The organism is Collinsella sp. CLA-AA-H167, assembly GCF_040095305.1.
In the GTDB taxonomy this organism is placed as follows: Bacteria; Actinomycetota; Coriobacteriia; order Coriobacteriales; family Coriobacteriaceae; genus Collinsella.
Map to the genome: position 1 here is coordinate 247,602 of NZ_JBBNGA010000001.1, position 26,675 is coordinate 274,276.

At 56.3% G+C, this 26,675-nt stretch carries 22 protein-coding genes; 20 read left to right on the forward strand and 2 right to left on the reverse strand.

All coding sequences use genetic code 11. The annotated features are described in order from the left end of the window. Positions 1 to 62: 62 nt before the first annotated feature. From AAAT03_RS01155 to AAAT03_RS01185, 7 genes are all read left to right on the forward strand, one after another. Positions 63 to 866 carry a DUF4393 domain-containing protein gene (locus tag AAAT03_RS01155; protein WP_349102391.1) on the forward strand — a complete coding sequence of 268 codons (804 nt, stop codon included), beginning with the start codon at positions 63 to 65 and terminating at the stop codon, positions 864 to 866. Between the two features lie 16 nt (positions 867 to 882). Further along, positions 883 to 1,686, forward strand: a complete 804-nt coding sequence (locus AAAT03_RS01160) for a hypothetical protein (RefSeq protein ID WP_147357341.1) — start codon at positions 883 to 885, stop codon at positions 1,684 to 1,686. A gap of 121 nt (positions 1,687 to 1,807) precedes the next feature. Continuing rightward, entirely contained in the window at positions 1,808 to 2,014 is a 207-nt protein-coding gene (locus AAAT03_RS01165; protein WP_118270650.1) for a hypothetical protein, read from the forward strand. A gap of 198 nt (positions 2,015 to 2,212) precedes the next feature. Further along, positions 2,213 to 2,857 carry a hypothetical protein gene (locus AAAT03_RS01170; RefSeq protein WP_349102392.1) on the forward strand — a complete coding sequence of 215 codons (645 nt, stop codon included), beginning with the start codon at positions 2,213 to 2,215 and terminating at the stop codon, positions 2,855 to 2,857. 232 nt (positions 2,858 to 3,089) lie between these two features. Beyond that, entirely contained in the window at positions 3,090 to 3,338 is a 249-nt protein-coding gene (locus AAAT03_RS01175; protein ID WP_349102393.1) for a hypothetical protein, read from the forward strand. Between the two features lie 243 nt (positions 3,339 to 3,581). Continuing rightward, entirely contained in the window at positions 3,582 to 4,850 is a 1,269-nt protein-coding gene (locus tag AAAT03_RS01180; protein WP_349102394.1) for an AAA family ATPase, read from the forward strand. 620 nt (positions 4,851 to 5,470) lie between these two features. Continuing rightward, on the forward strand, positions 5,471 to 6,436 hold the full coding sequence (locus AAAT03_RS01185) for an Abi family protein (protein WP_273377009.1): 966 nt from the start codon (positions 5,471 to 5,473) through the stop codon (positions 6,434 to 6,436). Between the two features lie 236 nt (positions 6,437 to 6,672). Here AAAT03_RS01185 and AAAT03_RS01190 read toward each other — a convergent pair whose 3' ends face one another. Beyond that, the gene (locus AAAT03_RS01190) at positions 6,673 to 7,029 is read right to left on the reverse strand and encodes a hypothetical protein (protein ID WP_271729240.1); all 357 of its coding nucleotides are present in this window, start codon (positions 7,027 to 7,029) and stop codon (positions 6,673 to 6,675) included. Positions 7,030 to 7,161: 132 nt separating this feature from the next. Here AAAT03_RS01190 and AAAT03_RS01195 point away from each other — a divergent pair, with 132 nt between their 5' ends. The 11 genes from AAAT03_RS01195 (at position 7,162) to AAAT03_RS01245 (ending at position 21,488) form a co-directional block, all read left to right on the forward strand. After that, positions 7,162 to 7,389, forward strand: coding sequence for a DUF2188 domain-containing protein (locus AAAT03_RS01195; RefSeq protein ID WP_118270644.1), 228 nt, complete (start codon positions 7,162 to 7,164; stop codon positions 7,387 to 7,389). Positions 7,390 to 7,831: 442 nt separating this feature from the next. Then, positions 7,832 to 9,049: an ATP-binding protein gene (locus tag AAAT03_RS01200; protein ID WP_158571020.1), complete on the forward strand. Its 1,218-nt coding sequence runs from the start codon at positions 7,832 to 7,834 to the stop codon at positions 9,047 to 9,049. A 238-nt stretch (positions 9,050 to 9,287) separates the two neighbouring features. Then, positions 9,288 to 11,426, forward strand: a complete 2,139-nt coding sequence (locus AAAT03_RS01205) for a DUF4118 domain-containing protein (protein WP_349102395.1) — start codon at positions 9,288 to 9,290, stop codon at positions 11,424 to 11,426. Continuing rightward, positions 11,423 to 12,328, forward strand: a complete 906-nt coding sequence (locus AAAT03_RS01210; protein WP_349102396.1) for a hypothetical protein — start codon at positions 11,423 to 11,425, stop codon at positions 12,326 to 12,328. Before AAAT03_RS01205 ends, AAAT03_RS01210 begins: the two co-directional genes overlap by 4 nt. Continuing rightward, positions 12,325 to 14,205, forward strand: a complete 1,881-nt coding sequence (locus AAAT03_RS01215) for a DUF2194 domain-containing protein (RefSeq protein ID WP_271738756.1) — start codon at positions 12,325 to 12,327, stop codon at positions 14,203 to 14,205. The genes AAAT03_RS01210 and AAAT03_RS01215 overlap by 4 nt, the downstream gene beginning before the upstream one ends. Continuing rightward, a complete protein-coding gene (gene pelF / locus AAAT03_RS01220; RefSeq protein WP_273377012.1) occupies positions 14,202 to 15,629 on the forward strand; it encodes a GT4 family glycosyltransferase PelF in 1,428 nt (475 codons plus the stop codon). Before AAAT03_RS01215 ends, pelF begins: the two co-directional genes overlap by 4 nt. Positions 15,630 to 15,632: 3 nt before the next feature. Continuing rightward, complete coding sequence (gene pelG, locus AAAT03_RS01225) at positions 15,633 to 17,177, forward strand: exopolysaccharide Pel transporter PelG (RefSeq protein ID WP_349102397.1); 1,545 nt, start codon at positions 15,633 to 15,635, stop codon at positions 17,175 to 17,177. Further along, entirely contained in the window at positions 17,167 to 18,936 is a 1,770-nt protein-coding gene (locus tag AAAT03_RS01230) for a CotH kinase family protein (RefSeq protein ID WP_271807266.1), read from the forward strand. The genes pelG and AAAT03_RS01230 overlap by 11 nt, the downstream gene beginning before the upstream one ends. Beyond that, complete coding sequence (locus AAAT03_RS01235) at positions 18,923 to 19,714, forward strand: polyphosphate polymerase domain-containing protein (protein WP_117847637.1); 792 nt, start codon at positions 18,923 to 18,925, stop codon at positions 19,712 to 19,714. The genes AAAT03_RS01230 and AAAT03_RS01235 overlap by 14 nt, the downstream gene beginning before the upstream one ends. A 3-nt stretch (positions 19,715 to 19,717) precedes the next feature. Next, complete coding sequence (locus tag AAAT03_RS01240; RefSeq protein WP_117716032.1) at positions 19,718 to 20,383, forward strand: DUF4956 domain-containing protein; 666 nt, start codon at positions 19,718 to 19,720, stop codon at positions 20,381 to 20,383. A 112-nt stretch (positions 20,384 to 20,495) separates the two neighbouring features. After that, a complete protein-coding gene (locus tag AAAT03_RS01245; RefSeq protein ID WP_271807268.1) occupies positions 20,496 to 21,488 on the forward strand; it encodes a PLP-dependent transferase in 993 nt (330 codons plus the stop codon). A gap of 223 nt (positions 21,489 to 21,711) precedes the next feature. Here the strand turns inward: AAAT03_RS01245 and AAAT03_RS01250 are convergent, their stop codons facing one another. Then, positions 21,712 to 22,059 carry a LysR family transcriptional regulator gene (locus tag AAAT03_RS01250; RefSeq protein WP_117646599.1) on the reverse strand — a complete coding sequence of 116 codons (348 nt, stop codon included), beginning with the start codon at positions 22,057 to 22,059 and terminating at the stop codon, positions 21,712 to 21,714. A 193-nt stretch (positions 22,060 to 22,252) separates the two neighbouring features. Here AAAT03_RS01250 and AAAT03_RS01255 point away from each other — a divergent pair, with 193 nt between their 5' ends. Continuing rightward, complete coding sequence (locus AAAT03_RS01255; protein ID WP_117803302.1) at positions 22,253 to 23,764, forward strand: IMP dehydrogenase; 1,512 nt, start codon at positions 22,253 to 22,255, stop codon at positions 23,762 to 23,764. A 262-nt stretch (positions 23,765 to 24,026) separates the two neighbouring features. Further along, positions 24,027 to 26,603: a leucine--tRNA ligase gene (gene leuS / locus AAAT03_RS01260; RefSeq protein WP_349102398.1), complete on the forward strand. Its 2,577-nt coding sequence runs from the start codon at positions 24,027 to 24,029 to the stop codon at positions 26,601 to 26,603. Positions 26,604 to 26,675: the final 72 nt, after the last annotated feature.

The following is a 26,675-nucleotide window of genomic DNA, read 5'->3' on the forward strand; positions in this document are numbered from 1 at the left end:
TTGGTGCGTTAGTGTGAGATGACTTTACTGGCTTACCGACGGTGGGGTGCAAGGAGTTTGATATGGATCTCGATAAGGTTAATGAAATTGCCACTATACCGGTGCTTGAAAAGGCATATGACGACCTTGTTCATCCCTCTGCGGAGTCGATAGGAAAAACGGTTAGCCTGGTTCCACGGACTGTTGCCATTTGGCTTTCCTCGTGGAATCGCTGGGTTGTTAATAGAGAGGAAAGCATCAAGCTGGCTATCGATGCTATAGAGTCTCGTGTTGATAAGATTCCCGAGGAGCATCTTACCGAACCTCCGGCGCATATCGCAGTTCCAGCAATTCAACAACTCGCATATTGCTATGACAGCGAGGAATTACGAGGGATGTATGCGAATCTGTTACTTTCCTCGATGGATGATCGGACGGCAGAGTACGTCCACCCCAGTTTTGTTCAGCTACTTAAGGAGATTAGTCCCGACGAGACTAAGTTACTGAGTACGTTGACTGGCTCTGATGATGCTGAACACGCGTCTATTCCGCTCGTTGACTTAAGAATTGTCAGCGCAGACGAGCTAGTTCCAATTAAATGGACGCTAATCGTAGAAGGCTATAACGAGTGCTGTAAGGGTGTTTGCGAGTACCCTGATCAATCGCTGGTGTATCTGGGAAACCTGGATCGACTTGGCATCCTCAAGCGTTGTGATTACTATGCTGATGATGTTAAAGCTACGCTTGAAAGGTTCGAATCAAGCGAGGCTATCCAAAATGCGAAGGCGAAGGTTGAGCTTGAAGATGACAAGAAATTCGTTTTCCATCGCTGGAGCTACCAGGTAACCGATTTTGGGGCCAACTTTATTAAAGCGTGTGTTTCGTGAAATGAGTTTGGTTGGAATGTGTTCGGGCAAGAGGAAGCCTTCGGTATTCGATTTAATTAAGGCGTTTATTGCTTGCGTTGTGGTGCTCTCTGTATTTTTGCTAATAGTCATTCAGATTGCGTTTTCAATTGATACACCAGTTCCATGGCTGCATCCCGTATGGGACGCTAACGGCCTGCTTGGGTATCTTGGCGCGTTAGTGGGCTCAATTTCGGCGGTCGCGGTGCTGTATTTCTCGCTGCTAGCTGGTAGAGAAGACCGGAATCATTCTGATGTGATGAACGTTCTCCCTTGTATTGCCTTAACCCGTTTGTCGGAAAAGCAACTATGTATGTCGAAGAACGGTTTCGCTCACGGTGTGTTTACCGAGGCTGATCCCAGGGACGATGAATACAAATCGGGTGCTTTGGACTGCGTTGATCGTCTGCTGATTGATGGCGGAGCCCCAGCTATTCCTTGCGACGAGAGTCCTGTGGACGAGCATGCCGCTAATCGTTATGCAATATCCAGTATGGGAGCTGGGCCTGCGGTTAATGTGAGGGTTGGAATTGCGAATAGAAATGAGTGGGCCCATTTTGGAACTCCGCGGGTCGCCTGGTGCCAGACTCGACAGCTTCCAGTGGGAGGGGAGAGTGAGCTGGTTATCTATTTTGGTGGTGAAGCAAAGCCGGTGATGGAGGCCGGCTATCGCATCCTCGTCACGTACTCGGACATACTTGGCAACCGCTACCTGCAGTATTTTCCAATGACTTTTGATGGGCAGGATGATGTTCTCAAATGCACGGTGAATAATTCCATTAATCGGATTGGCATTCCTTAGTTTCAGAGTATTCGGGTTGTTGCGCTAAAGGGTATTTGACGTAACAGCCAAATCTTAGTGATTCGCTCAGTTAAACGCCTTAATATAAAATCTTGAGTTAATCATCGCGAACGGAGATCTGATGACCGACGCCAATAGAAAGCCGTGGCTTACGGCGTCAGAGCAGATTGATCATCTCAAATCTAGGGGTGTCCATTTCTCGCTGATGAGTGAAGAAGATGCTAGAGCTTATCTGGAAAAGAACAGCAACTATTTTCGCCTGCGTGCCTATCGGCTTGGGTTTCCTAAAGTTGAGGAAGGAGCACGCAAGGGGAGTATGCAAATCTAGATTTTAAGATGCTGGTCGACTTGTCGATTGTCGACATGCTCCTTCGTTATGAAATGTTGCCGCTTACGCTTGATGCAAGATTTTCTAAAAGAACTGCAAGCTTCGTTTGACGAAGGTTTTGCGAGGCAATTTTCTATAAAGAAGGGCGTTCTGTCAAATTGCTGCAACTGTTCGTCCAGATTGGATGAGGGTCGATAGATGTACGACTTGGATAGTCGAAAAGACATAATGCGCCTATTTTCAGATTATCACCAACGCTTGACTGGGTCTTACGGGTCGGAAAGGGCCATTCTCGCTGAACTGCTAGAAGAAGAAACGATAACTGGATGGCATGCTACCAGAGTGCTCTCTGCGGATGATATTGCGGAAATGGGTTTGAAGGCTTTCTCTAGGGAAGAGGCATTTGACCAATTTCGCTATCTTTCCGGGGTTGTTGGGTTGAACTTGGGCCAAACTGAGACTGTTCTTCAGAAGGCAAATCATTATTTTGCTGAACATCCACGCAGGACTGGCTGTGTCTGCTTCTACCTGCTTAAATCCATGGCCGGGCAATATTCAAAATATTCAGCAACGTTGGGTGGGGAAACATTTGCGTGGTCTTTAGAGGATGTTGCGGGAGCCGAAGCAGTTGAGGCATTGAAAAGCCTGGGGGTTTCAATCAGGGTCAAATTTGCCTTCTCTTTTGATCGCATTCAGCCTTATGCCCATGATTCAATATTGTCGAGCTTCATTGATGTACTCAGCGGTAATATGTCGACGGATTACTGCCTGCCCAAGATTGATGGAGCGATTGTTGGCTCGATTCCCCCTCATGATATTTTGAGAATTGAGACAATATCGTAAAGGGTGGCGCATTGACAAGGCTTTCGTTTCTCTATCTGAGGGATCCGGTCGCGGTTTTCAAAAGAGCCGTTTTGGCTGAGTCATCGATTCGAAACCATGACCGAGTGGCCTGGCGGCACGTACGCTGTTCTTCGAGCCCATTTTTCTGTTTCAGTTCGCTCATCGATTGTGCTCACTGCATGTCCCCGCAGTTTGTAATAATCGACTAAAGCAGCGGTCGAGGAGTATGAATATGGCTGGATATTCTTTTAAAGTCAATGAGCTGGTCACGGTGGACGGTACGACAGTAAAGCCTAAGAAGATTACTGTATTCATTGGACCAAATAATTCTGGTAAAAGTAAATCACTTAAAGAAATTCGTTCTGAGATTTTGGGTAATCCAGGGGTGGGCTATTCCGGAGGGGAGTTGACCAAGCGCGTTGTCTTTAATGAAATCCACCTCAATTTCCCAGCAAACAGCAATGAAATAATCGATACATAGGGTCTCGATGATAAAGTTGTTCGTTGTAATGGGGGATGGCGTCTCCGCGATTACTGCAACACCGGCATAAATTGGACTCCGGGTGGAATAGCATTTTCTCCGAATTATCGTACCCCTTGCTTTTCCCCGACCGATGATTGGCGCAAGAGTTTTTCTCGGTGTTTTGATGACGACAACTATGAAGGGCCAGAACAAGCTCGCCGCGAGGCGCTGCGCTTTTTTGGACCTGCGATGGTTGACTATGTGGGTACCGAGGATCGCCTGTTGATGTCGATTGGCGATCAAGCTTATGGCATAAACGACGATAACTACAACAGCCTTAGCTCGGCATACGACACCGATCCGGACTGCAAGACGATAGCGTCCGAAATTACTCCACTATTTAACAGGGACGTTGTTCTAGATGCGAGCACGAGTCGCCAAAGGATTGTCCCCGTCGTTAGCGATTCATTTGAGGAATATCGTGGTGCAACACATGATATGCCACGTCGTCTGACTATCTTGTCTAAGGCTACGCCGCTGCGCGAAGAGGGCGATGGCTTGCGTAGTTTTGTTTCCGTTCTTTTGAGTTTGATGGGAAGGCGCAAGCCGGTGTTTCTTTTGGATGAGCCTGAAGCTTTTCTTCATCCTCCATATGCGCGCAGGATGGGGGAAATCCTGGGCAAAAACTTTATTGAGAACGAAAGTCTCAACAATGTGTTTATTTCCATGCATAGCTCCTTCTTACTCCAGGGGCTCATCTCGTCTTGTTCTGAGGAGCTTACCATCGTGCGTCTTAACCGAGATGGCGACATGCGCTGCGCAAAAGTGCTCTCCAATAAGGAAATCCTGAGCTTAATTGACCGCTCGGATTTTTCAGCCGAGTATCTGGATGCATTATTTTCGAGTGAGGCCGTCCTTGTCGAAGGCCCTAGAGATGCCGCCGTATATCGTAAACTAATTTCTAAATTTGATACCAATTACAGCGGCCTATTTGTTTCTGTTAACGGTAAGCCGGGTTTTGAGAGCATTAAGAAGTTTTATGATTCGGCTGGAATTAGATGCAAAGTAATTACGGATTTTGATTTATTGGATAATAACGATATTTTTAAGCGCGTATCCAATCTATTTATCACTACCAATGATAAACGGAATGAAATTCGAGAAGTGAGGAATTCCCTTGAGCGATTTTATCGAGAGCTTGAAGGCTGTCCGGGCGGGCAGCGGGACAAAATGCCAGAAATAGTGAAAAGTCATTATAAGCACCAAGTTTATGAAAACCTTCCAGATGATCTGGGCGTGAGCGTTGAAGAGATGCTTCGGCTTCTTGCGCGCGAGGGATTGGTAGTTTTGAGTTCTGGAGAACTCGAATCTTTGTTTGAAGCCTATGGGGTGGAATACGTTCACGGTTCGAATAAATGGCTAACTAGTGCGTTCAGTTACATGGCGAACCATAGCTGTGACGAGCTGCGACATATTCCTGCCGTCGCTATAATATTGCAAGCATTTATTCCGGAGGAGCAGCGGGAATAATAGTCAGGTTCTGATGCGGGACTTCGGCTCTTCTATGTCGCGTTGAGGTTGGTCCATTATGGCGCTGAATAAATAATGGGATGTATTGCCAATCAAGGGTTAAAGAATGATTTGGAAGATTCATGGCATTAGATTGCCGGCCGCCGAGTCCGCTCTTCGTGATCATGCTTATCGATTTTTCGGCCAGGGTTCTTCTCGTCGGGCTTAAGGCGCCGCTCGACCGGTTGCGACCCGATGATTCGATACTCGCGGCGATACGCATATTTGAGCGTTTTGATAACGAGGCTTCACGGGATACCTTGGATTGCCTTGTTAGCCACGCTTGAATCCGGGGCACCGTAAAAGACGAGTTCGTGCGAGGAAATGTCGCTTCCGGAATCAGTCTTCCTATTTACGGCTGTCCAAAGCAGTCATTTCGCATGATAGAAGACGAGCCGTTATTTCGGTTGAATAAGCTGCAGCGATCCGTTCGCGATGCCATCAAATGATCCGGTGGCGTAGTCGTGTTATATGCTGCAGCTTTAGGGGAATGAGGACGGTACCGATTGGGATAATGCTCTAGTGGTGTCCGGTAGCGGATATAATTAATTCAATTTCGGCTCCGCGCTTAAGGACCCATAATGAAAACTCTCAATGGCCTCATGAAACATCTTAGGGATAAAGGGATAGAGACGCACGGCTCTGTCCATAAAAGAAAGATGAAGAATTACGGCTATTATCATGGCTACAAGGGTCATCGTTTTGTGGGCAATTCTTCCAACTGCTTGGATTTAACGAGCTTTGACGAGGTAATTGCCTTAAATGAGTTTGATATGGCGGTCAAGGCGCTCTTATATCCAAGCGTAATGTTTATTGAAACTGCGCTAAAGAACTATACGCTAGAAGCCGTGCTTGAAGATTCTCACTCGTTCGTGCTGGAAGATATTTTCTCTCGAACGCTCGTGGCGTACCGTGATTACCCTAGAAAAAGTAAAGACTATAGCGCTGCTATGAAAAAGCGCCTGGGTCTGCGCGCGGAAATCAATAGATTGATTCAGTACAATTATTCCAAGAACCCTGTTGTTAGGCATTTTTACGACAGCGATAAACCCTTGCCTATTTGGGCGCTATTCGAGGTCATGACTCTAGGAAACTTCGGTGTTTTCTATTCGTGCTTAAAGGGCTCGGTTAGACAGAGCATATCTGATGACCTAAAGCTTCCGAACAATTACGACGGTCCCGGGCTTCTTGAGCGTACTATCTTTGCGCTCAAGGACCTCCGTAACGCGATTGCTCATAATAGTGCCGTTTATGACGTTAGGTTTAAGAGGGCAAAAGTGGGCAATCAGCTTGGCCAGATGCTGTCATCCGAGATTGGCGTTCCTTCGATAGACTTTTCAACTATTACTGATTATGTCGTCCTAATTGTCTATCTACTCAGAAAGATGATGGTTTCCAAAACTGAGTGCTATCAGGTTATTCGAAATTATTCGAACGTGCTAGAAGATCTGCACGGATCTCTGTCCTCCTCGGATTTTCACAAGATAGTTAATACCGGAGCTAGGAGCAAGATGGATTCACTCCGTAGTTATATAGCTGCAACTTAAAAGTCAGCGTCTGAAGATGAAGATAGTTTTCACTTGTGTTGGGGCCCGTAGACAAACACAGGATATCGAGTAGAATATAGCCAATTGCGGTGGAAGCTCTCGGGCGACACCTGAAGAGGGTTGATGCGTCGGCCCTCTTTTTTTGACGATATTTTACAGCATGCTTGACATGGCTGCGCGAGGCCGTGCGGGGGCATCCGTGTAGGGAATGTCACCTCCAGAATCGATCTTGCGATTCAACTGCCGCTCGACGTGGCCATATCGCAAGATACCGATCTGGCGTCGGCGCACCGGAACCCATCGATCATTCGCCCGGTAATCACGACGGTATTGTTTGCGATCTTGCTCTCTTGCTCCGTGAACATGCAGTAGATCGGCAAGAGCCAGTTGGCGTAGATGCCCATCCCGTACGCTAAAGACGCTACCAATGAAACGCTCTGCTCGCCGGGTAGACCATGGTAGTAGCCGGCTGCGTTCATATGGAGGCGCCTGTCCATCAGGTCGTCGATATGAGCTTCTTTGGATGTGAACTTCAGCACCCTTTCTGCTCTTTCGCTTTGGTTTGCAGGGTTGCCAGAAGACAAAAAGATCAACGTGCTCGTTGCGTGCGCTTCATTTTATGTCCGCGCCAGTGGCTACACTTTTGAAAATCGGCACGAAGGTACCTGTCACATATCTCATGCTATAGACATATCGGCGAGTTCAGAATTGAAGGTGAAGTGAGTATGAAAGGCAGAAATCAGCACGTTACGAAGCGTTCTGATGGCAATTGGCAGGTTAAGGGCGAGGGAACAAGTCGCGCTTCTTTCGTTACGACGACCCAGAGCGAGGCGATAAAGCTCGGTCGACGCATTTGCTCCAATCAAGAATCGGAGTTGATTGTCCATCGTCGCGACGGAAGGATTCGCGCAAGGGATTCCCATGGCCACGACCCCTTCCCACCGAGGGGATAAGGGTTCGGCTCCATAGCGACAGCGGCCCGTAATGGTGTGCCCACTGTCGTTAAATGACTTCATCATTGCGGTGAAGGTTGTAAACGATGCTGTCGATTCGATGTTCGCATTGGAGCGCATATTTGGGCGTTTTGAAAACGAGGTGGTGCGGTATGATGGTTCACTTCATTGAGGTGTAGAGTACATATCTCAATACAAAAGCTCTTTGGGAGCTTTAAGGGTGACGCTTTCTGATAGAGGGTTGCCCTTTTTCCATGCATGTAATGCGTAACGTGCTAGCTAAACGCCATTCCGGCAATGGGATGGTCGAGTATGGGCGGTTTGGCACCTTGCGCCTGCTGTCATTGGTGTAGCAAGCACTTGATTTAGCCTGCTTAAACTCTATAATCAAATAAAAACTCTGAAATATCTTTTTAAAACAATGAAAGGAATGTTGAGGACGATGCTTTGCCAGTTCACCTTCAGGAACTATAGATCCTATCGCGATGAGGTGGAGCTTTCCATGCAGGCGACGCCGATGAAGGAGTTTGAGCGTTCCCTCATAGAGTGTTCCGACGGGCAGAGTTTCCTTCCGGTGGCTGCGGTGTACGGGCCCAACGCTGGCGGCAAGTCTAATCTGCTCGAGTCTCTTGATTACGTTCGCTCGGCGGTGGCCAGACCGATAAGACTGCTGTCTGCCAGTGCTGATGCAGCAGAGGGCGATCGCCCTTTGATACCCCGTTGTTCGGCGTTTAAGTTCGATGATGTGTCTGCTGCCGAGCCCACCGAGTTCGAGCTCTACTATCGCGCGGGTGAGCACGAGTACCGCTATGCCCTGTCCGTGCATGCGGACGAGATCGTGTCCGAAGGCCTGTGGCGGCGAAAATTGGGAGCGTCACGCACGGCGATGCTGTTCGAGCGCGAGGATACAAAGGTTGAACTCGGCCCCACACTGCGTAAGCTTGTGACGGCCGCGAGGTTCAACCCAAGTCTGCCGTACCTATCGTTCCTTTGCATCAACTTCGATGCACCGGTGGTCCAGGAGGCGGCCAGCTGGTTTCTCGACGCTGTGTTTCTCAACTACAACAGTTCCTACCTGGAGCGGATGCTCGAGCAAATGCTCGACGAGGGCGACTCGCGCGAGGTCACGCGTTTTTTGCGCGCCGTTGATGTGCGTATTGACGGCTTCAGAGTGGAGAGGGCGCCGGAATGGCGCGGCCGGCGCGTCTTCGTGAGACACGAGGTGGGCGGCAAAGCGTACGAGCTGCGTTTATCCGAGGAATCTGCCGGCACCCAGAAGCTCATGGGGTTGGCTGCGTATCTGATGGCAGCGCTTGAGTGTGGTGGCACCGTTGTGGTAGACGAGCTCGACGCCAAACTGCACCCGAAGCTTCTTCGCTATGTGATCCTGCTGTTTAAGGATCCTGAGGTCAACAAGAGTGGCGCACAGCTCATCTTCTCGTCCCAGGACGTGTCTACCATGCGAAACGATGTGTTCCGCCGTGACGAGATATGGTTCGCTGCGCGCGGCGAGGGGGAGGCGAGCCAACTGTGGTCTCTCGCCGACATCCACGAGGCAAACGGTAATCTGGTAAGCAAGAACGCGGCTTTCGACAAGCAATACCTGTCCGGTCGCTACGGCGCCGATCCGTATCTCACCCGCATCGAGGAGTGGGATTAGCATGGTCCTTTTCATGAACAGAAGCCGCAGGTAGAAGCGTTGCTACTATCCAGTGTTGTCGGCATGTCTTGAATTTGCCGCATACTTCCGGATTGGGCGCTCATTTTGGACTCTCGAAGTCCCCACATTCCCTAAAAAAGTTCTTAAAACAGCCTTAAAGGCGTTCCAGCTCGCGTTGACAGCGTATAATACGCATGTTTGACTATGACAGAAGTGGATTTTAGGGGAGGGGTGCGCCATGGAGGTGCTGGTTGTTGGCAACACCGCATATGTTGACGATGACTTTTGCGCCAAGGCATTCCCTGGGGACCACGTTAAGGTTGTAGCCGCGCAGGAAGCGCGCCGCGATAAGTCGTCGCCCCATGCCTCGTGGAAAGAGCTGCTCCAGCACTTGGAGCAGGCCTACGAGTTCGACCGCGTGGTCTACTTATCCAATTACCTTACCCCGCATACCGATACCGTGGGCGATATCGAGCTGCTGCGCTCGGTCTTTCGTACGTGCGCGGGTCGCCGGGTCCAACTGCTGTATGTAGCGGGGCCCGCGGGTGCCGAGGGTGCCGCCGATGCCACGGGGCGAACGGGCAAGGGCATTATCGCGCACGCAGCCAACGACCTGTGCCGCTACTACGCTGCTCGCGAGGGCGTTCAGACCAAGATCCTGCGCGTGCCGTTCCTGTATACCGCGTCTGCCGCGCTGGAAGATCCGTTTTTGGTGCCGCTGTTCGACGCGTGCTCAACCTCATCGGTTGCTCTGCAGGGCGCGCAGGATGCGGCGTTTCCCCTGCTGTGTGCCGAGGAGCTTTCGGTGCTGGTACGCCGTATCTTCGACAGCTGGAATGCTAACTTTGAGACGCTCGACGTAGTCGATACCTTCCATCACACGGTGGGTGAGGTGGGCGACGCCCTCAAGGCGCTGTTCCCAGGGCTCTCAGTTGCCTATGGCGATTCTGCCGGCTACGCCCTGCCCGCCAGCGACGTCGCTCGCGTGCGCTATGGCTGGTTTCAGCGCTACGACTTGCTGCGCGACCTCTCGACCATTCAGGCTCGCTGGGATGCTGGCCGTGAAAAGAAGGTCAACCCCTTGCGCGCGGCCATCGACCGCATTCAAATGCGCACGCTGCCTGTCAAATGCTTGGAGACGGGCGTTGCCTGGGTTCTGTTCGAGGTGCTGGAGCGCTTGTTCTCCCAATCGACCCAGCTCAACGTGCTCGATTATCGCCTGCTCTACGTGGTGCTGATCGGCACGCTGTATGGCTTGGACTTTGGCCTGGTTGCGGCGCTGCTGGCGTCGGTGGGTTTGGCTGCGAGTTACTTTACTCTGTACGGCTATACCTTCCAGGGCCTGTTCTACGAGCCGTCCAACTGGCTGCCGTTTATTGCATACTTTGTTGTGGGTGCCGTGTGCGGCTATGTGCAGCTGCGCAACAGCGAAGCCATTAGGGCGGAGCGCGATCATAACGAGTTAGTGCGCAACCGCAATACGTTCCTTACGCAGCTCTACCACGACGCGATCGAGGACAAGCGCGCGTACAGGCGCCAGATCGTGGGTCGCCACGACAGCTTTGGCAAGATCTTTGCCGTGACGCAGGAGCTCGACGTGTTCAACCCACGCGACATCTATCGCAAGTGCTGCGAGCTTCTGGGCGAGATCCTCGAGAACGATTCGGTGACGATCTACCATGTTTCTGGCGGAGCATTTGCACGCCTGGTGGCAGCAAGTCCCGCGATTGCCGAAGATGCCGCACGCTCGCTTACGCTTGAGCAGCTTGCGCCCCTTTTGGGCGACGGGGGTCGTTCGAACCTGTGGGTGAACCGCGAGCTGACGCCGGGGCTTCCCATGTTTGGATACACAATCGAGCGCGATGGGGCACCCGCCGTGTTGATCTTTGTGCGTAGTGCGGCCGAAAACCAAATGACGCTCTATTACCAAAACCTGTTCCGCATCTTGTGCGGCCTGGTCGAAAGCGCGCTGGGCCGTGCCTTTGACTATGAGGCGGTGGCACAGGATAAACGCTGCGTTGACGGCACTTGCGTGCTCAAGCAGGCTGCCTTTGGCCAAGAGCTCGCGGCCGTGCAGGCGCTGGCAGATGGCAAGATGGGCAGCTTTTTGCTCCTGCGCGTGGTACCGGGCATGGAGCCTGTCGGCGAGCTGGTGGGCGCAATTGGGTCGGCAATCCGCGAGAGCGATGCGGCGGGCCTGGTCGATGGTGACATGCTCTACCTGCTTATGCGCCAGGCAAAGGCGTGCGATCTGCCCATTATCCGCGAGCGCCTGAGCGCAAAGCAGATTGCGGTGGAGCCCGTCGACGGCGAGGACATCGTGGCGCTGCTGCAGCACATCGCTTACACCGGCGACGGTGAGGGAGGTGTCGCTTGATCTCGCTTGTCGTTGCTGCCGTCTTGCTGCTGATTCATGCGCTGGTTTGCCTGATACTGTGGACGCTCATGAAGTTGGGCCTGCTGCCGGTGCGCGGGCACATGCTGGCTGTAATAGTGTTGGTGCCGCTGTGGGGCCCGTTGCTGGTGGTTCTGCTATCGGTCCGCAGCGCGGTGTTTGGCGAGGGGCTGAAAGAGTCTGCGCTGGAGTCGCTGCGCTTCAACGACGACCTTCATCGCAGCATCCTAGTGCACGACCGTGAAGCCGATGCGGGCGTGATCCCGCTCGAGGAGGCGCTCATCGTCAACGATCCGGCAGACCGGCGTCGCCTAATGCTCTCCATGCTCACCGAGGAGCCCGAAGCGTACCTGGCGCAGCTGCAGGCGGCTAAGCTTAACGACGACGTTGAGGTGGCTCACTATGCCGCGACGGCGGTGGCGCAGATCTCCAAGGAGTCCGACCTTAAACTGCAGCAGCTGGAGCGTGCCTTTAAGACGGACCCGAGCGCGCAAAACCTCAACGAATACTGCGATTTTCTTGGTGAATACTTGGGCTCGGGTCTGGCCGAGGGGCGCGTGGCTCAGATTCAGCGCCAACAGTACGCGCGTTTGCTTGCGCGTCGCTGCGAGCGCGAGGACACCCTTGAGCTTCGCATTCGATACGCGACGGCGCTGGCCGATGTCGGACAGATCGACGAGGCGCAGGACGTGACCGACCAGCTGGTGCTCGATGTGCCCGAGGAGCAGGAGGTTTGGATGCTTTGTCTGCGCCTTGCGGTGATGCGCCGCGACGGTGACGAGGTCCACCGTGTGATTGATGCGATTGACAAACAGCATGTATACTTGAGCGCCGCCAACCGCGAGGAACTGGCGTTTTGGCGCAACGGAGAGGAGGCCCGATGAGCGTGGTACAGCATATCCGCGACCGTGCGGGCCATTTTCGCTGGATGGGGCTGCTTGTGGTGTGGGCGGTCTTTATTGCCATGGCGGCCGTGCTGCTGGTGGAGCGCGCCGGCGTGCAGTACAGTGCGGGCCAGCATAAGCTGGGGATGCTTGCCGCCAACGATGCGGTTCCGGCCTCCTCGGCAATATTTGGCCAAAAGCCCACGTGCCTGGTCATTACCGATTCCGATCAAGCTGGCGTCGAGGACGTAAAGGAGCAGTTCGACCAGATTCTGCTCGATATGAAGATCGCGCACCGCGACGTGGACCTTGCGCTGGACGGCGCGGATGCCATTCCCTCGCTGACCTCCTACGATCGCGTGATTTTGCTCATGCCGTCGCTCGATGGGCTCGGTACGCACCTGAGCGACATTATGAGTTGGGTGAGTGCCGGCGGTTCGCTTATGCTCGCCATGCCTCCGGATAACTCGGGCTATCTGCAAGTGATTGCTCCCAAGCTTGGCATTGAATCTGCCGGATATGACTATGTAAAAGCCGAAAGCATTGTGCCGAGCGAGGACTTTATGCTGGGCGGGGGAGAGCGCTACGAGCTCTCGGACCCCTTTGATTCGTCGCTTTCGGTTTCGCTGCGCGAGACGGCTCGTGTGTGGGCTAAGACCGGCGATGCGGGCGCCCCGCTCATTTGGTCGAATGACTGCGGTAGCGGTCGCACCGTGGTGTGCAATATCGGTATCTATGACAAGGTCATGCGCGGTTTTTACGCCGCGGCGATCAGTCTGCTGGGCGATGCCACGGCCTACCCCGTCATCAACAGCGCCGTCTTCTATCTGGACGACTTTCCCAGCCCCGTGCCCTCGGGCGACGGCACCTATATCAAGCGCGACTACGGGCTTTCTATCGCCGACTTTTATACCAAGGTCTGGTGGCCCGATCTGCAAAAGCTCGCGCAAAAATATGGCGTTCGCTTTACCGGCGTGATGATCGAAAACTACGAGGACGCGGTCAACCAGACCGAGCCCGCGCGCCAGGCCGATACCACGCAGTTCCGCTACTTTGGCGGCATGCTGCTGCAGATGGGCGGAGAGCTGGGTTTCCACGGCTACAACCATCAGCCGCTGGCGCTCTGGGATACCGACTATGGCACACTGTACGACTACAAGACGTGGAAGAACAAGGAGGCGCTCGTCGCATCGCTCAACGAGCTTATAGCCTTCCAGGACGAGGTACTGCCCAACGCGCATGGCTCGGTCTATGTGCCACCGTCGAATATCCTTTCGGCCCGTGCGCGCAAGCTTATCGGCACTGACGTTCCGCGCATTAAGACCATCGCCAGTACGTATTTTGAGGATGGCACCGACTTGCCCTATGTGCAGGAGTTTGGCGTGGCGAGCGATGGCATTGTGGAGCAGCCACGTATTGTCTCGGGCGGCATGGTCAACGATTCCTATATGCGTCTGGCAGCCGTGTCCGAGCTCAACATGCACTACGTGAGTACGCACTTTATGCATCCGGACGACCTACTGGATCCCGGTCGCGGAGCCAAGGAGGGCTGGGAGGTCTACAAGGGCGGTCTGACCAACTACCTGGAGTGGCTTACCAAGTCTGCGCCCGACCTGCGGCGCCAGACCGGTTCGGAATGCTCGGGCGCCATCCAGCGCTTTTCGTCCGTGACGGTGAGCGTGGATACAAGTGCGGATGCCTGGACGCTCAGCCTGGGCAATTTCCACGACGAGGCGTGGCTCATGTTCCGCGCCAACAACGGTGAGCCAGGTGCAGTCACGGGTGGCGAGATTACGCATCTGATGGGCGACCTGTACCTGGTCAAAGCCACGGACAAGACGGTGACCATTGCACGCAAGGAGGGTGGCGACAAATGAGAATCTGCTTGGTACTCGAGGGTTGCTACCCCTATGTGCACGGCGGCGTGTCCACCTGGATGCACGGCTACATACAGGCCATGCCCGAGTACGAGTTTGTGCTGTGGGTGATTGGCGCGCATGCTGTCGACCGCGGCAAGTTTGTCTACGAGCTGCCCGGCAACGTGGTCGAGGTGCACGAGGTGTTTCTAGACGATGCCCTGCGCCTATCGGGCGAGCAAGAAGAGGCCGACTTTAACGCCCGCGAGCGCGAGGCGCTGCGCCGCCTGGTGTCGCTCTCCAATCCGGACTGGGACGTGCTATTCGATATCTTCCAGCGCCGTCGCGTGCATCCGCTCTCGTTTTTGCAGAGTCGCGCCTTTATGGATATCTTTCGCGACGTGTGCCTGGCCGAGTACCCATACACGCCCTTTGCCGATGCATTCCACACCATGCGCTCCATGCTGCTGCCCGTGCTCTACCTTCTGGGCAGCGAGGTGCCGGTGGCCGATGTGTACCACGCCATCTCGACCGGCTACGGTGGCCTGCTCGCCTGCCTGGGCTCAAGCGTTCATCATGCGCCGGTGCTGCTGACCGAGCATGGCATCTATACTCGCGAACGCGAGGAAGAGATCATTCGCGCTGACTGGGTGGTGCCGTCGTTTAAGGACCGCTGGATCCGCTTTTTCTACCTGCTTTCGGAGGAGATCTACCGTCGCGCCTTCCGCGTGACCAGTTTGTTCCATAACGCTCGCAAGACGCAGATCGATATGGGCTGCGATGCGGACAAATGCATGGTTATTCCCAACGGCATCCAGTTTGACCGCTTTAAGGACATTCCCTTAAAGCCCGATGACGGCTGGGTGGACATTGGCGCGGTGGTGCGCCTGGCGCCCATCAAGGACGTCAAGACCATGATCTACGCCTTCTTTGAGCTGCACGAGCGCCTGCCCAAGGTGCGTCTGCACATCATGGGTGGCGTGGACGACGAAGAGTACGGCGCCGAGTGCCATGCGCTCGTCGACACCCTGGGCGTGCGCGACCTGATCTTTACCGGCCGCGTCAACGTGGTCGAGTACATGGAAAAGCTCGACTTTACCATTCTGACGAGCATCTCCGAGGGCCAGCCGCTCAGCGTGCTGGAGTCGCTTGCAGCGCGCCGTCCCTGCGTGACGACCGAGGTGGGCTGCTGCCGCGAGCTGCTCGAAGGCGCCCCGGGCGATGACTTTGGCGTGGCAGGTTTTGTGGCGCCGCCCATGTATCGCAAGGGCTTGGCCGATGCCATGGAGCGCATGTGCACAAGCCGCGCCCGCCGCATTGAGATGGGGGAGCGCGGCCAGCGTCGCGTCGCCACGTACTTTTTGCACGAGCAGATGCTCGCCAACTATCGCGCGCTGTACGACGAGACGGCGCGCGCGTTTGACCTGCCCAGAGAGGGGGAGTAGCCGGTGGCCGGAATCGGTTTTGAGCTCAAGCGCCTATTTAGGCGCAAGGGTCTGTTTGCCACGATGCGCGCCTATGGCTACGCCGGCATTGTGTGCACGGGCCCCATGCTGCTGGGCGTGCTACTCCAGGTGGGTATCTTGGTGCTGTGCGGTCTGTGGGGCGTGGGGCGCGCCAACCAGGATCTGCTGGTGTGCATGGTGACCTATACACTGCTGGCCTCGCTTACGCTCACAAGCTTTTTCTCCATGCCGGTCACGCGCTTTTTGGCCGACATGCTCTTTGCCGTGCGCGAGGATGAGATCCTGCCTTCGTTTTGGGGATCTAATGCCATCATGCTCGTTGCGGGCACGGTGCTCTACGGCGTCTTTTTGCTGTTCTCGGGGGCCACGCTGCTGCAGGGGCTACTGTGCCTGTGGCTCTTCAACATCATGATCGTCAACTGGAACGGCATGAGCTATCTCACGGCCATCAAAGACTATCGTGGCATTCTGTGCAGCTTTGCGGCCGCCATTGGCGTGGCGTGCCTGTGCGCCCTGGCAGCGCTGGCGTTGGGACTGCCGCCGGTCGAGGGCCTGTTGGCGTCAATCGCCCTAGGCTACGGCGTCATGCTTGCCTGGGATGTGGTACTGCTGTACCGGTATTTTCCACAGAGTGATCGGAGTCCCTGGCGTTTTTTGCGCTGGCTCGACCAATTTATGCCGCTTGCGCTTACGGGGCTGTTTACCAACTTGGGGCTTTTCGTACACCTGGTTATTATCTGGGCGGGCCCTATTGGCGTGCAGATCAAAGGCCTGTTTTACGGGGCTCCTTACCATGACGTGCCGGCACTCATTGCGTTTTTGACCACACTCGTCACGACCGTCAACTTTGTGGTGTCGGTCGAGGTCAATTTCTATCCGCGCTACCGTGACTACTACAGCCTGTTTAACGACGGCGGCGTGGTGGGCGATATTGTGGTGGCCGAGGAGGAGATGCTCTCCACGCTCAACAGCGAACTGCGCTTTTGCGCGCTCAAGCAGCTGTTTGTGACGGCGGCGGTCATTTCGCTCGAGACCACGGTGCTCTCGGCCCTGCCGCTGGGCTTTAACAATCTTATGCACGGGTATTTTCGCACGTTATGCGTAGGCTACGGCCTGTATGCCGTGGGCAACACGATCCTGCTTATCTTGCTGTACTTTACCGACTACAAGGGAGCCGTTCTGGCCTCGGGCCTGTTTGCCGGTGTGGCAGGGCTGGCGACCGCCGTGTCGTTGCTTTTGCCGCAGCAGTTTTACGGCTTTGGCTTTTTGTTGGGTGCGGTGGTGTTTTTTATCGTGGCGCTGCTGCGGCTCGATACCTATTCCGCCAACTTACCGTATCGTATCCTGAGTCAGCAGCCCATTGTGGCGACCGACAAAACGGGTCGTTTTACACAGCTGGGCCGCTTGCTCGACCGTGCCGAGCAGCGCTATGAGGAAGGCCGCCGCAAGGGCGTGCCGCACGGCGCGTTTCAGCGCGCAGTAGTTCGCGTGTATCGCAACCATTGGGGAGGTTCTGATGATCGATAAGTTGATGTCTCGCCGCTGTCTGATCGAGGCAGCTGCCGGCGCGCTGCTGCTTTCGGGCTGCTCATCTCAGGACGAATCCTCGACCAAAAAAGTCAAAAAGCAGGGCAAGATTAAAAAGGCCGAGGCCTCCGACCAGTCCAAGCATCTGCGCGATAAGGACGAGCTGTACGAGGTCTATGATGACTCGGGCATTGTGACCATGTATCTGACGGTCTCTCGCGGCAACAGCTCCGAGAACACGGACCATAGCTGGGCCGAGATCAACACGTACTCGGTGTATGACTATGCCGACATGGGCGTGACGCGCTATCAGGTTATGGGCCTGCTGCAGGCGGGCGACGAAGACGGCCCGGTGGCCGGCGAGGTTGGCTATGGCGAGGAAGCGCCCAATGCCACCGTGCAGGTGCGCGGCCAGACATCGAGCTCCTACACGCAAAAGAATTACAAGGTGGAGCTCAAAAAGGGCAAGGGCACCTGGCGCCAACAGCGCGCGATTGCGCTCAACAAGCACATGGGCGAGGGTATGCGTTTTCGCAACAAGATGGCCTACGACCTTATCCGCGGGATTCCCCAGATGATGGGCCTGCGTACGCAGTTTGTGCATCTGTGGGTGTGCGACCAGACCGAAAAGTCCAACGATACCTTTGAGGACTACGGCCTGTTTACGCAGGTGGAGCAGCTCAACAAGACGGCGCTTAAGGCACATGGCCTGGATAAGAGCGGGTACCTGTACAAGGTGAACAGCTTTGATTTCCATCGCTACGAGGACACCATTAAGCTTGCCGACGATCCCGACTACAACCAGGCAAACTTCGAGGGCATGCTCGAGATTAAGGGCGATTCGGACCACACCAAGCTCATCGAGATGCTCGATGCGCTCAACGACGAATCGCAAAAGATCGATAACGTGCTCGACACCTACTTTGATACCGAGAATCTGGTCTATTGGCTGGCGTTTCAGATCCTGACGGGCAACTGCGATACGCAGAACCGTAACTGCTATCTGTACAGCCCGCTTAACTCCAAGGTCTGGTATATCCTGGATTGGGATAACGACGGCATGCTGCGTAAGCTGGAGCTTTCTCTTACCGGGTTCTCGGACTATGCGAGCTGGGAGCGCGGCGTAAGCAACTACTGGGGCAACGTGCTATTCAATCGTGCGCTGCGCAGTAAGGCGTTTCGCAGTGAGCTCGACCGCGCCGTAAAGGACCTACGCTCGTATATGACCGAGGCGCGCCTGGCCAAGATGATCAAACATTATCGCGAGGTTACCGAATCGCTGGTCTTTGCTTCGCCCGATACCGACAATCTGCCTGTCACCAAGGACCAATACGAGCAGATCGCCGCGGCGATTCCCTCCGAGATCGAGGAGAACTATAAGAGCTACTGCGAGAGCTATAAAAAGCCCATGCCGTTCTACATTGGCGTGCCGCAGATCGATAACGGTAAGCTGCGTATGAACTGGGATGCGTCCTACGACTTTAAAGCGCGTGACATTCGCTATACCGTGGAGCTGGCGCGCGACTATGCCATAAGCGACGTGCTTTTTAAGGCCGAGGACGTGCTACTTCCCGAGGTGACCTGTGATGCGCCCGATGCCGGCCAGTATTTTGTGCGCGTGCGCGCCACCAACTCCGACGGCTATACGCAAGATGCGTTTGACTACTATGTGACCGACGACGGCAAGCACTACGGCATGAAGTGTTTTTACGTGCAGGACGGCGGTAAGGTCGTGGAGGATACGTATGAGGAGGGCTAGCGCGCTGCTTGAGCGCTTGGCAGCTCCGCCTGTGCGTGCCACGCAGGAGCGTTACCGCCACGAGCTCAAATATCTCATTAACGAGGGCGAGCACGCCGCGCTTGCCTGTCGCATGGCGCCTGTGTTTAAGCTGGACAAGCATGCGCAGGCGGGCGGTTATACCATTCGCAGCCTGTACTTTGACGACTACTGCAACTCGGCCTACGAGGAAAAAGACGCCGGTATTCTCATGCGCAAAAAGTATCGCGTGCGCATCTATAACGGCAGCGACAAGGTGATTAAGCTCGAGCGCAAAAAGAAGTACGGCAGCTGGATCTACAAGGAGGACGCGCCGCTCACGCGTGACGAGTTCGAGCAGATTCTGGCTGGCGACTACGACTTTTTGCTGAGGAGCCCCTATCCGCTCTGTCGCGAGTTCTACATCGAGTGCATCTGTAATATGATGCGCCCACGGACCATCGTGGACTACGAGCGCGAGCCGTGGGTGATGGACGAGGGCACCGTGCGCATTACCTTTGATAGCAACGTGCGTGCGGCGGTGGGGAGCTTTGACATCTTTGACGCGACGTTGCCCGCGTTGCCCGTGCTGGAGCCCGGCAAGCTGGTGATGGAGGTCAAGTTTACCGAGTTTTGCCCGCAGCTGGTGCGCGATATGGTGCCGCCGGGTGCGGCCGAACTCACGGCGGTCTCTAAGTACTGCCTGTGTTATGACAAGACCGCCTACCTGCGCGGTTTTAACTACTGGGAATCGGATTTTGGGAACCGAGGGGATATTTAGACCATGAGCACCAGGGACTTTTTTAAGAACTCCGTCTTGGAGGCGTTTGGCCAGGTCGACCCTGCCAAGATCGGCCTTTCGCTGCTCGTGGCGCTCGCCATGGGCATCCTGATCTACTACGTGTACAAGCGCTTTTTTACTGGCGTGGTCTATTCGCGCAGTTTTGCCGTGACGCTCGTGGGCATGTGCGTGCTCACCTGCATGGTCACGCTCGCGATCTCGACAAACGTGGTCATCTCGCTTGGTATGGTCGGTGCTCTGTCTATCGTCCGCTACCGTACGGCGGTCAAGGACCCGCTCGACCTGCTGTATCTGTTTTGGTCCATTACCACGGGCATTACGGCGGGAGCCGGTATGTATGCGCTCGTGGGACTCACGGCGGTGGTGATCGTGGTGATGATTGCCGGCTTTGCGAGCCATCAGGACAAGGCGCGCGTGTACATGATGGTCATTCACTACACGGGGCAGACCACCGGCGATGATATCGTGCGTGCATTTGGGCGCACCAAGTTCACCGTCAAATCCAAGACGATGCGCGGTGACAAGGTCGAAATGGCCGTCGAGGTGTTCTCGGACGGTGTGGATATGCCCTATGCCGACGCCATCCGCGCACTCGATGGCGTGGAAGATCTAACGCTCATCCAATACAACGGCGAATATCACGGGTGATTTTGTTCCGGCGTTCTAACGAACGCCGGACCGCTCGACGCTGCTTGCGCTGACGTTTTCTCGACCTGGGTGAGCTGGTCTTGGTTTGGTTTTATGTAAGGGATGGTGCCGCGTGGACGTGCAACAGCTAGAAGAGTCCTGGGCTGCAAGGGCCGGCGCGCGTGAGGCGTGTCTTGTTGCGGCCTCGCATGTGCCGGCGGCGCTGTCGATGCTGGGGATTGTGCAGCCCGGCGATCGCTTGGTGGCCTTTGCGGATGACTTTGCCGATGCGTTTGCGCGCGGCTTTGATGCCTGCGACGTTGTGCTCGTGGGGGAGCCGTCGGTTGCGGCGTTTACCGCCGCGTCTGAGGGCTTTGATGCTTCGTTTGATGCTGGCGGGTCGCATCTGTGGTGGTTCGTCAATTCCATCGGCGGGTTTGGCCTACGTGTGCCCGATCTGCGTGCGCTGGGTCGGGCGGCGCGTGAGGCCCGTGCGTTGCTCGTGGTGGATAACACCGTGGCAAGCGTCTTTGGGTGCGATCCGCTGCGTTTGGGTGCCGTCCTGTCGCTCGAGGCACTCGACCGTGTGTGTACCGGCGTTGCGCCGCGCAAGCTCGTCGCCGCTTCGGTGGCGCGCTCGCAGCTTAAGCGCCATCGCGTGGATGCCGCCGCCGAGTGTGCGCATGCGCTTCTTGCGGATTGCGGCGCGTCTGCACTCGACCTTTCTGCTAATGAGGCTTGCATGCTGGAGCGGGGGCTGTCTTCGCTCGACGCTCGCATGCAGGCCCACTTCGATCGCGCCCGTGCGCTGGCCGAGTATCTGGCCGCCAACGAGATGGTACGCAACGTGCGCTATCCCGGGCTGACCTCGCATCCCGACCATGCGGTTGCAACGGGAATCCTCGAGCACGGCTTTGGCCCGGCAGTTGAGTTTGACCTTATCGAGCGAAGTGCGGGTGAGCTGTTCGACACATTGCCGGGGGAGTTCCGCACGTCGCCCGCCGGCGGCTCAACAACGCGCCTTTCGGCCCCGCGTGGTAAGCAGGGGGGCGCCATCCGCCTCTTCGCCGGCACCGACGACCCTCTGCAGGTGGCTGCCACTCTCGATAACGCCCTTCGCAAGTAGCTAATCGGGGTCTGTGTCACGAAAACGGCCTATTTACTACGTTTAAGCAATAGGGGTCGACCGCACCCGCCTATTTTGAAAATTACCAAGCTGTTTACCAGCGGTTTTATTTTCATAATGTCCGGTATGGTCGTGGGTATTCAACTAAACGTAGTAGATGGGCCCGTTTTGTGGCGCGAGCCTCGACCCGAGGGCGCTGTGGGCTAAAAACGGCCTAAAAGGACTACTCTGCATTGATGCTGGCGATGAGGTCGTTGGCCTTTGCGGCAATTACTTGGTTGATGTCGGCCTGCAGCTCCTCGTAGACCGCTATGGCTCGCTCGCCGGCGGGGGTGAGCGATGATCCGCGGGCGCCGTCGCGCTCGATGAGCTTGCAGCCCAGCTGTCCTTCCGCCTCGTTCACAATGCGCCAGGCTTTGGAATACGCCATGCCCATGCTCTTGGCGGCGCGGTTGAGCGAGTGCTCGCGGGCGATGCCCTGCAGCAGCAAGACACAGCCGTGGCCGAACACGCCCGGCAGGTCTTTGTCGCACGCTTGAATGACCAGCTTTGCCGTCGTCTTGTACTCCATGTGCTCCACGTCTCCCCACTAAAGTGTTTGCTGGGTAAACGCAAAGCCTGCGTCAAACCCTCGTGTGCTCTTCTTAAATCATGCATTGTAGCAGTCAAAGTGCGTTAAGATACTTCCCCAGTATTGGGCGCCCAAGGTTGGGCTGGGTCCTACGAGGCCTGCAGCCGACCGGTCGCATGGAAAAAGGAGAAACATGGCTACGTTCTTTCCCGGTGAGTCCCACACGTTTTCGGAGTATCTGCTGGTCCCTGGCTACTCGTCCTCGCAGTGCATCCCCAACAACGTCTCTCTTAAGACGCCGCTAACCCGCTTTAAGCGCGGTGAGAAGCCGGCAATCACCCTGAACATCCCCATGGTTTCCGCCATCATGCAGTCCGTCTCGGGCGTCGACATGGGTGTCGCGCTCGCTACCGAGGGTGGCCTGTCCTTCATTTACGGTTCTCAGACCCCTGAGTCCGAGGCTGCTATGGTTAAGGCCGTTAAGGATCACAAGGCTGGTTTCGTTCAGTCCGATTCCACGCTGACCCCCGACATGACCATGGAGCAGGTCATCGAGCTCAAGGAGAAGACCGGCCACTCCACCATGCCGGTCACCGACGATGGCACTCCCAAGGGCAAGCTCCTGGGCATCGTCACCAGCCGTGACTATCGCCCCAGCCGCGATGACCACCAGAAGAAGGTCTCCGAGTTCATGACCCCGCGTGAGCAGCTTATCGTGGGCGACAAGAACATCAGCCTCAAGGTTGCCAACGACGTCATCTGGGACAACAAGCTCAACGCTCTGCCTATCGTCGACGACAACGATCACCTTATGGGCATCGTCTTCCGCAAGGACTACGACAGCCACAAGACCAACCCCAACGAGCTGCTCGATAACGACAAGCGCTATATGGTCGGCGCCGGTATCAACACCCGCGACTATGCCGAGCGCGTGCCGCTGCTCATCGAGGCTGGCGCCGATGTCCTGTGCATCGACTCCTCCGAGGGCTTCAGTGAGTGGCAGAAGCGCACCATCGAGTGGATTCGCGCCAACTACGGCGAGGACGTCAAGGTCGGTGCCGGTAACGTCGTCGACGCCGAGGGCTTCCGCTTCTTGGCCGACTGCGGTGCCGACTTCATCAAGGTCGGTATCGGCGGCGGTTCCATCTGCATCACTCGCGAGACCAAGGGTATCGGTCGTGGCCAGGCCACCGCGCTGATCGACGTCTGCCGCGCCCGTGACGAGTACTACGAGGAGACCGGTGTTTACGTGCCCGTGTGCTCCGACGGCGGTATCGTATACGACTACCACATGACGCTCGCCCTTGCTATGGGTGCCGACTTTATGATGCTGGGTCGCTACTTCGCCCGCTTCGATGAGAGCCCGACCGAGCGCGTCAACGTCAACGGCCAGTACATGAAGGAGTACTGGGGCGAGGGTTCTGCGCGTGCTCGCAACTGGCAGCGCTACGACCTGGGCGGCGCGGCGAAGCTCAGCTTCGTCGAGGGCGTTGACTCCTACGTTCCCTATGCCGGTTCCCTCAAGGACGGCGTGGGCGGCACGCTCTACAAGGTCAAGTCCACGATGTGCAACTGCGGCGCCCTCTCGATCCCCGAGCTCCAGGAAAAGGCACGCCTGACCCTGGTCTCCTCGACCTCGATCGTCGAAGGCGGAGCCCACGACGTCGTAGTCAAGGACTCCCAACAGAGCGTAACGTATCGATAAGATAAGACCTGCACATAAAGGTTGAGCCTCAACCACGTTATTTAGATAAAGCGAGATGCCTGCAAGTCGCAGGCATCTCGCTTGTTGTATTTGCTATCATCAGTCGAGTTAACGATGTGGCGGGGCGTTCTTACCTTTGCTCGCTGCAAGTTCCGCACGAGCCGAAGAGCACTTAATGTGCTCTTCGTGCGAGCAGGACTGTCCGCAGCAGCGAGTAAAGGTAAGAACGCCCCGCCCCAACCCAGCTAACAAAGGAGCTGATATGTGCGATTGCACAGATCATAAGGATGAGATCCCTGCCTACGACGCACAGGCCATTGAGTCCAAGTGGATGAAGGCCTGGGAGGACTCCAACCTCTTTGCCGTCGACACCGACGCCAGCAAGCCCAAGAAGTACGTGCTCGAGATGTTCCCGTATCCGTCGGGCGATCTGCACATGGGCCACGCGCGCAACTATACCATCGGCGATGCCATGGCCCGTCAGGCCCGCATGCGCGGCTACGATGTTCTGCACCCCATCGGCTTTGACGCCTTTGGCCTGCCTGCCGAGAACGCCGCCATCAAGCACAACACGCAGGCTGCCGCCTGGACGTATAAGAACATGGACCAGGCGCTCGCCACGATGAAGCGCATGGGCTTCTCCTACGATCTGGATCGCATGGTCAAGACCTGCAGCCCCGATTATTACCGTTGGGGTCAGTGGATCTTTGAGAAGTTGTGGGAAAAGGGCCTGGTCTACCGTAAGAAGAACCCGGTCAACTGGTGCCCCACCTGCAAGACCGTTCTGGCCAACGAGCAGGTCACCGAGGGCAAGTGCTGGCGCTGCGGCACCGAGCCCGAGAAGCGCGACCTTGAGCAGTGGTACTTCAAGATCACTGAGTACTCCCAGGAGCTGCTCGATGATCTGGAGAAGCTCCCCGGCTGGCCCGAGCGCGTCAAGCAGATGCAGGCCAACTGGATCGGTCGCTCCGAGGGCGCCGAGGTCGACTTTACCCTGTGCGACAAGGATGGCGAGCCCATCGAGGGCGACGAGGGCAAGATCACCGTCTTCACCACGCGTGCCGATACGCTCTTCGGTGTCTCCTTCTTTGTCCTGGCCCCCGAGTACGCTCGTCTGCACGAGCTCGTCGAGGGTACGGAGTACGAGGAGGCCGTGACCAAGATCGTCGAGGACTCCAAGCATATCTCCGCCGTCGAGCGTGCCCAGGGCACCCTCGAGAAGCACGGTGCCTTTACCGGCCGCTACGTGGTGAACCCGGTCAACGGCGAGAAGGTCCCCGTGTGGGTTGCCGACTACGTCGTTGCCGACTACGGCACCGGCGCCGTCATGGCCGTTCCCTGCGGCGACCAGCGCGACTTTGAGTTCGCCCGCAAGTACGACCTGCCTATTGTGCCGATTATCCTGGACGATGACGACCGCGCTGCCGTCGAGGCCAGCGGCGAGACCATTGATACCTTCCATGCCGAGACCGTCGACTGGGATTGCGCCCATGCTGCCGAGGGCACGCTCGTTCAGTCCGGCAAGTACACCGGCATGCGTGGCGGCAAGCACTCCGAGGGCGAGGCTGCGATTGTGGCCGACCTTGAGGCCATGGGCTGCGGCCGTCGCAAGGTCGAGTTCCGTCTGCGCGACTGGCTCATCAGCCGCCAGCGCTATTGGGGCAACCCCATCCCGGCTATCCACTGCGAGCACTGCGGCATCGTGCCCGTGCCCGAGGATCAGCTGCCGGTAACGCTGCCCGAGAACCTGGACCTGGGCGCCGGCGAGACCCTCGCCGAGTGCAAGGAGTTCTACGAGACCACCTGCCCGGTCTGCGGCCGCCCGGCCAAGCGCGAGACCGATACCATGGACACCTTCACTTGCTCCAGCTGGTATTACCTGCGCTATACGGACCCGCACAACACCGAGCTGCCCTTCTCCCGCGAGGCTGCCGATCGTTGGATGCCTGTCGATAACTACATCGGCGGCATCGAGCACGCCATTCTGCACCTGCTCTACAGCCGCTTCTTTACCAAGGCACTGCGCGACCTGGGCCTGCTGAGTGTGGACGAGCCCTTCACCAACCTGCTGTGCCAGGGCATGGTCAAGGACGAGAACGGCGACACCATGTCCAAGTCCAAGGGCAACGTCGTGCCCCCGAGCTCGGTCATCGAGCCCTACGGCGCCGACACCATGCGTCTGGCGATCCTGTTTATCGCCCCGCCCGAGAAGGACTTCGACTGGGACCCCAAGGCCGTTGAGGGCGCCAACCGCTTCATCAAGCGCGCCTGGCGTATCGTTTGGCAGCTCGTCCAGTCCGGCGACGCCAACGTGGCCTTCGACAAGTCCGCGCTCGACGAGGTCGCGATGAAGCTCTATCGCGAGCGTCACCGCACCATCGCCAAGTGCACCGAGGACTTCGATCGCGGCCAGTTCAACACCGCCATCTCGGCCGTCATGGAGCTCGTCAACGCGGCGAGCGCCTACCTCAACGCCACCGAGGGTGCCGCCCGCGACAAGGCGCTGTGCTACGGCGTGGCTAAGGATATCGTGAGCGTCCTTGCCCCCATCTGCCCGTTCTGGGCCGATGAACTGTGGCACGAGGCCCTCGGCTGCGAGGGCAACGCCTACACCGCCGCCTGGCCCGAGTTCGACTTGGCCGAGTCCATCGAGGACACGGTGCAGATCGTCGTCCAGGTGCTCGGCAAGGTCCGTGGCCGCATCGACGTCGCCCGCGACGCCTCCAACGAGGAGATGCAGGCTGCCGCCGAGGCCGCCGTATCCAAGTGGACCGAGGGCAAGACGGTAGTCAAGGCCATCTGCGTGCCCGGCAAGCTGGTCAACCTGGTGGTCAAATAAGCTCTGCGCGTAAAGCTGACATGCAATAAACGAGGGACGGTCCGGTTGGGTCGTCCCTCGTTTTGTGTTGTC

What these genes read in the sequence shown, in the direction of transcription:
- AAAT03_RS01155 (WP_349102391.1), top strand. Translation starts at nt 63, where the DNA reads ATGGATCTCGATAAGGTTAATGAAATTGCCACTATACCGGTGCTTGAA.
- AAAT03_RS01160 (WP_147357341.1), top strand. Translation starts at nt 883, where the DNA reads ATGTGTTCGGGCAAGAGGAAGCCTTCGGTATTCGATTTAATTAAGGCG.
- AAAT03_RS01165 (WP_118270650.1), top strand. Translation starts at nt 1,808, where the DNA reads ATGACCGACGCCAATAGAAAGCCGTGGCTTACGGCGTCAGAGCAGATT.
- AAAT03_RS01170 (WP_349102392.1), top strand. Translation starts at nt 2,213, where the DNA reads ATGTACGACTTGGATAGTCGAAAAGACATAATGCGCCTATTTTCAGAT.
- AAAT03_RS01175 (WP_349102393.1), top strand. Translation starts at nt 3,090, where the DNA reads ATGGCTGGATATTCTTTTAAAGTCAATGAGCTGGTCACGGTGGACGGT.
- AAAT03_RS01185 (WP_273377009.1), top strand. Translation starts at nt 5,471, where the DNA reads ATGAAAACTCTCAATGGCCTCATGAAACATCTTAGGGATAAAGGGATA.
- AAAT03_RS01195 (WP_118270644.1), top strand. Translation starts at nt 7,162, where the DNA reads ATGAAAGGCAGAAATCAGCACGTTACGAAGCGTTCTGATGGCAATTGG.
- AAAT03_RS01200 (WP_158571020.1), top strand. Translation starts at nt 7,832, where the DNA reads ATGCTTTGCCAGTTCACCTTCAGGAACTATAGATCCTATCGCGATGAG.
- AAAT03_RS01205 (WP_349102395.1), top strand. Translation starts at nt 9,288, where the DNA reads ATGGAGGTGCTGGTTGTTGGCAACACCGCATATGTTGACGATGACTTT.
- AAAT03_RS01215 (WP_271738756.1), top strand. Translation starts at nt 12,325, where the DNA reads ATGAGCGTGGTACAGCATATCCGCGACCGTGCGGGCCATTTTCGCTGG.
- pelF (WP_273377012.1), top strand. Translation starts at nt 14,202, where the DNA reads ATGAGAATCTGCTTGGTACTCGAGGGTTGCTACCCCTATGTGCACGGC.
- AAAT03_RS01230 (WP_271807266.1), top strand. Translation starts at nt 17,167, where the DNA reads ATGATCGATAAGTTGATGTCTCGCCGCTGTCTGATCGAGGCAGCTGCC.
- AAAT03_RS01235 (WP_117847637.1), top strand. Translation starts at nt 18,923, where the DNA reads ATGAGGAGGGCTAGCGCGCTGCTTGAGCGCTTGGCAGCTCCGCCTGTG.
- AAAT03_RS01240 (WP_117716032.1), top strand. Translation starts at nt 19,718, where the DNA reads ATGAGCACCAGGGACTTTTTTAAGAACTCCGTCTTGGAGGCGTTTGGC.
- AAAT03_RS01250 (WP_117646599.1), bottom strand. Translation starts at nt 22,059, where the DNA reads ATGGAGTACAAGACGACGGCAAAGCTGGTCATTCAAGCGTGCGACAAA.
- AAAT03_RS01255 (WP_117803302.1), top strand. Translation starts at nt 22,253, where the DNA reads ATGGCTACGTTCTTTCCCGGTGAGTCCCACACGTTTTCGGAGTATCTG.
- leuS (WP_349102398.1), top strand. Translation starts at nt 24,027, where the DNA reads ATGTGCGATTGCACAGATCATAAGGATGAGATCCCTGCCTACGACGCA.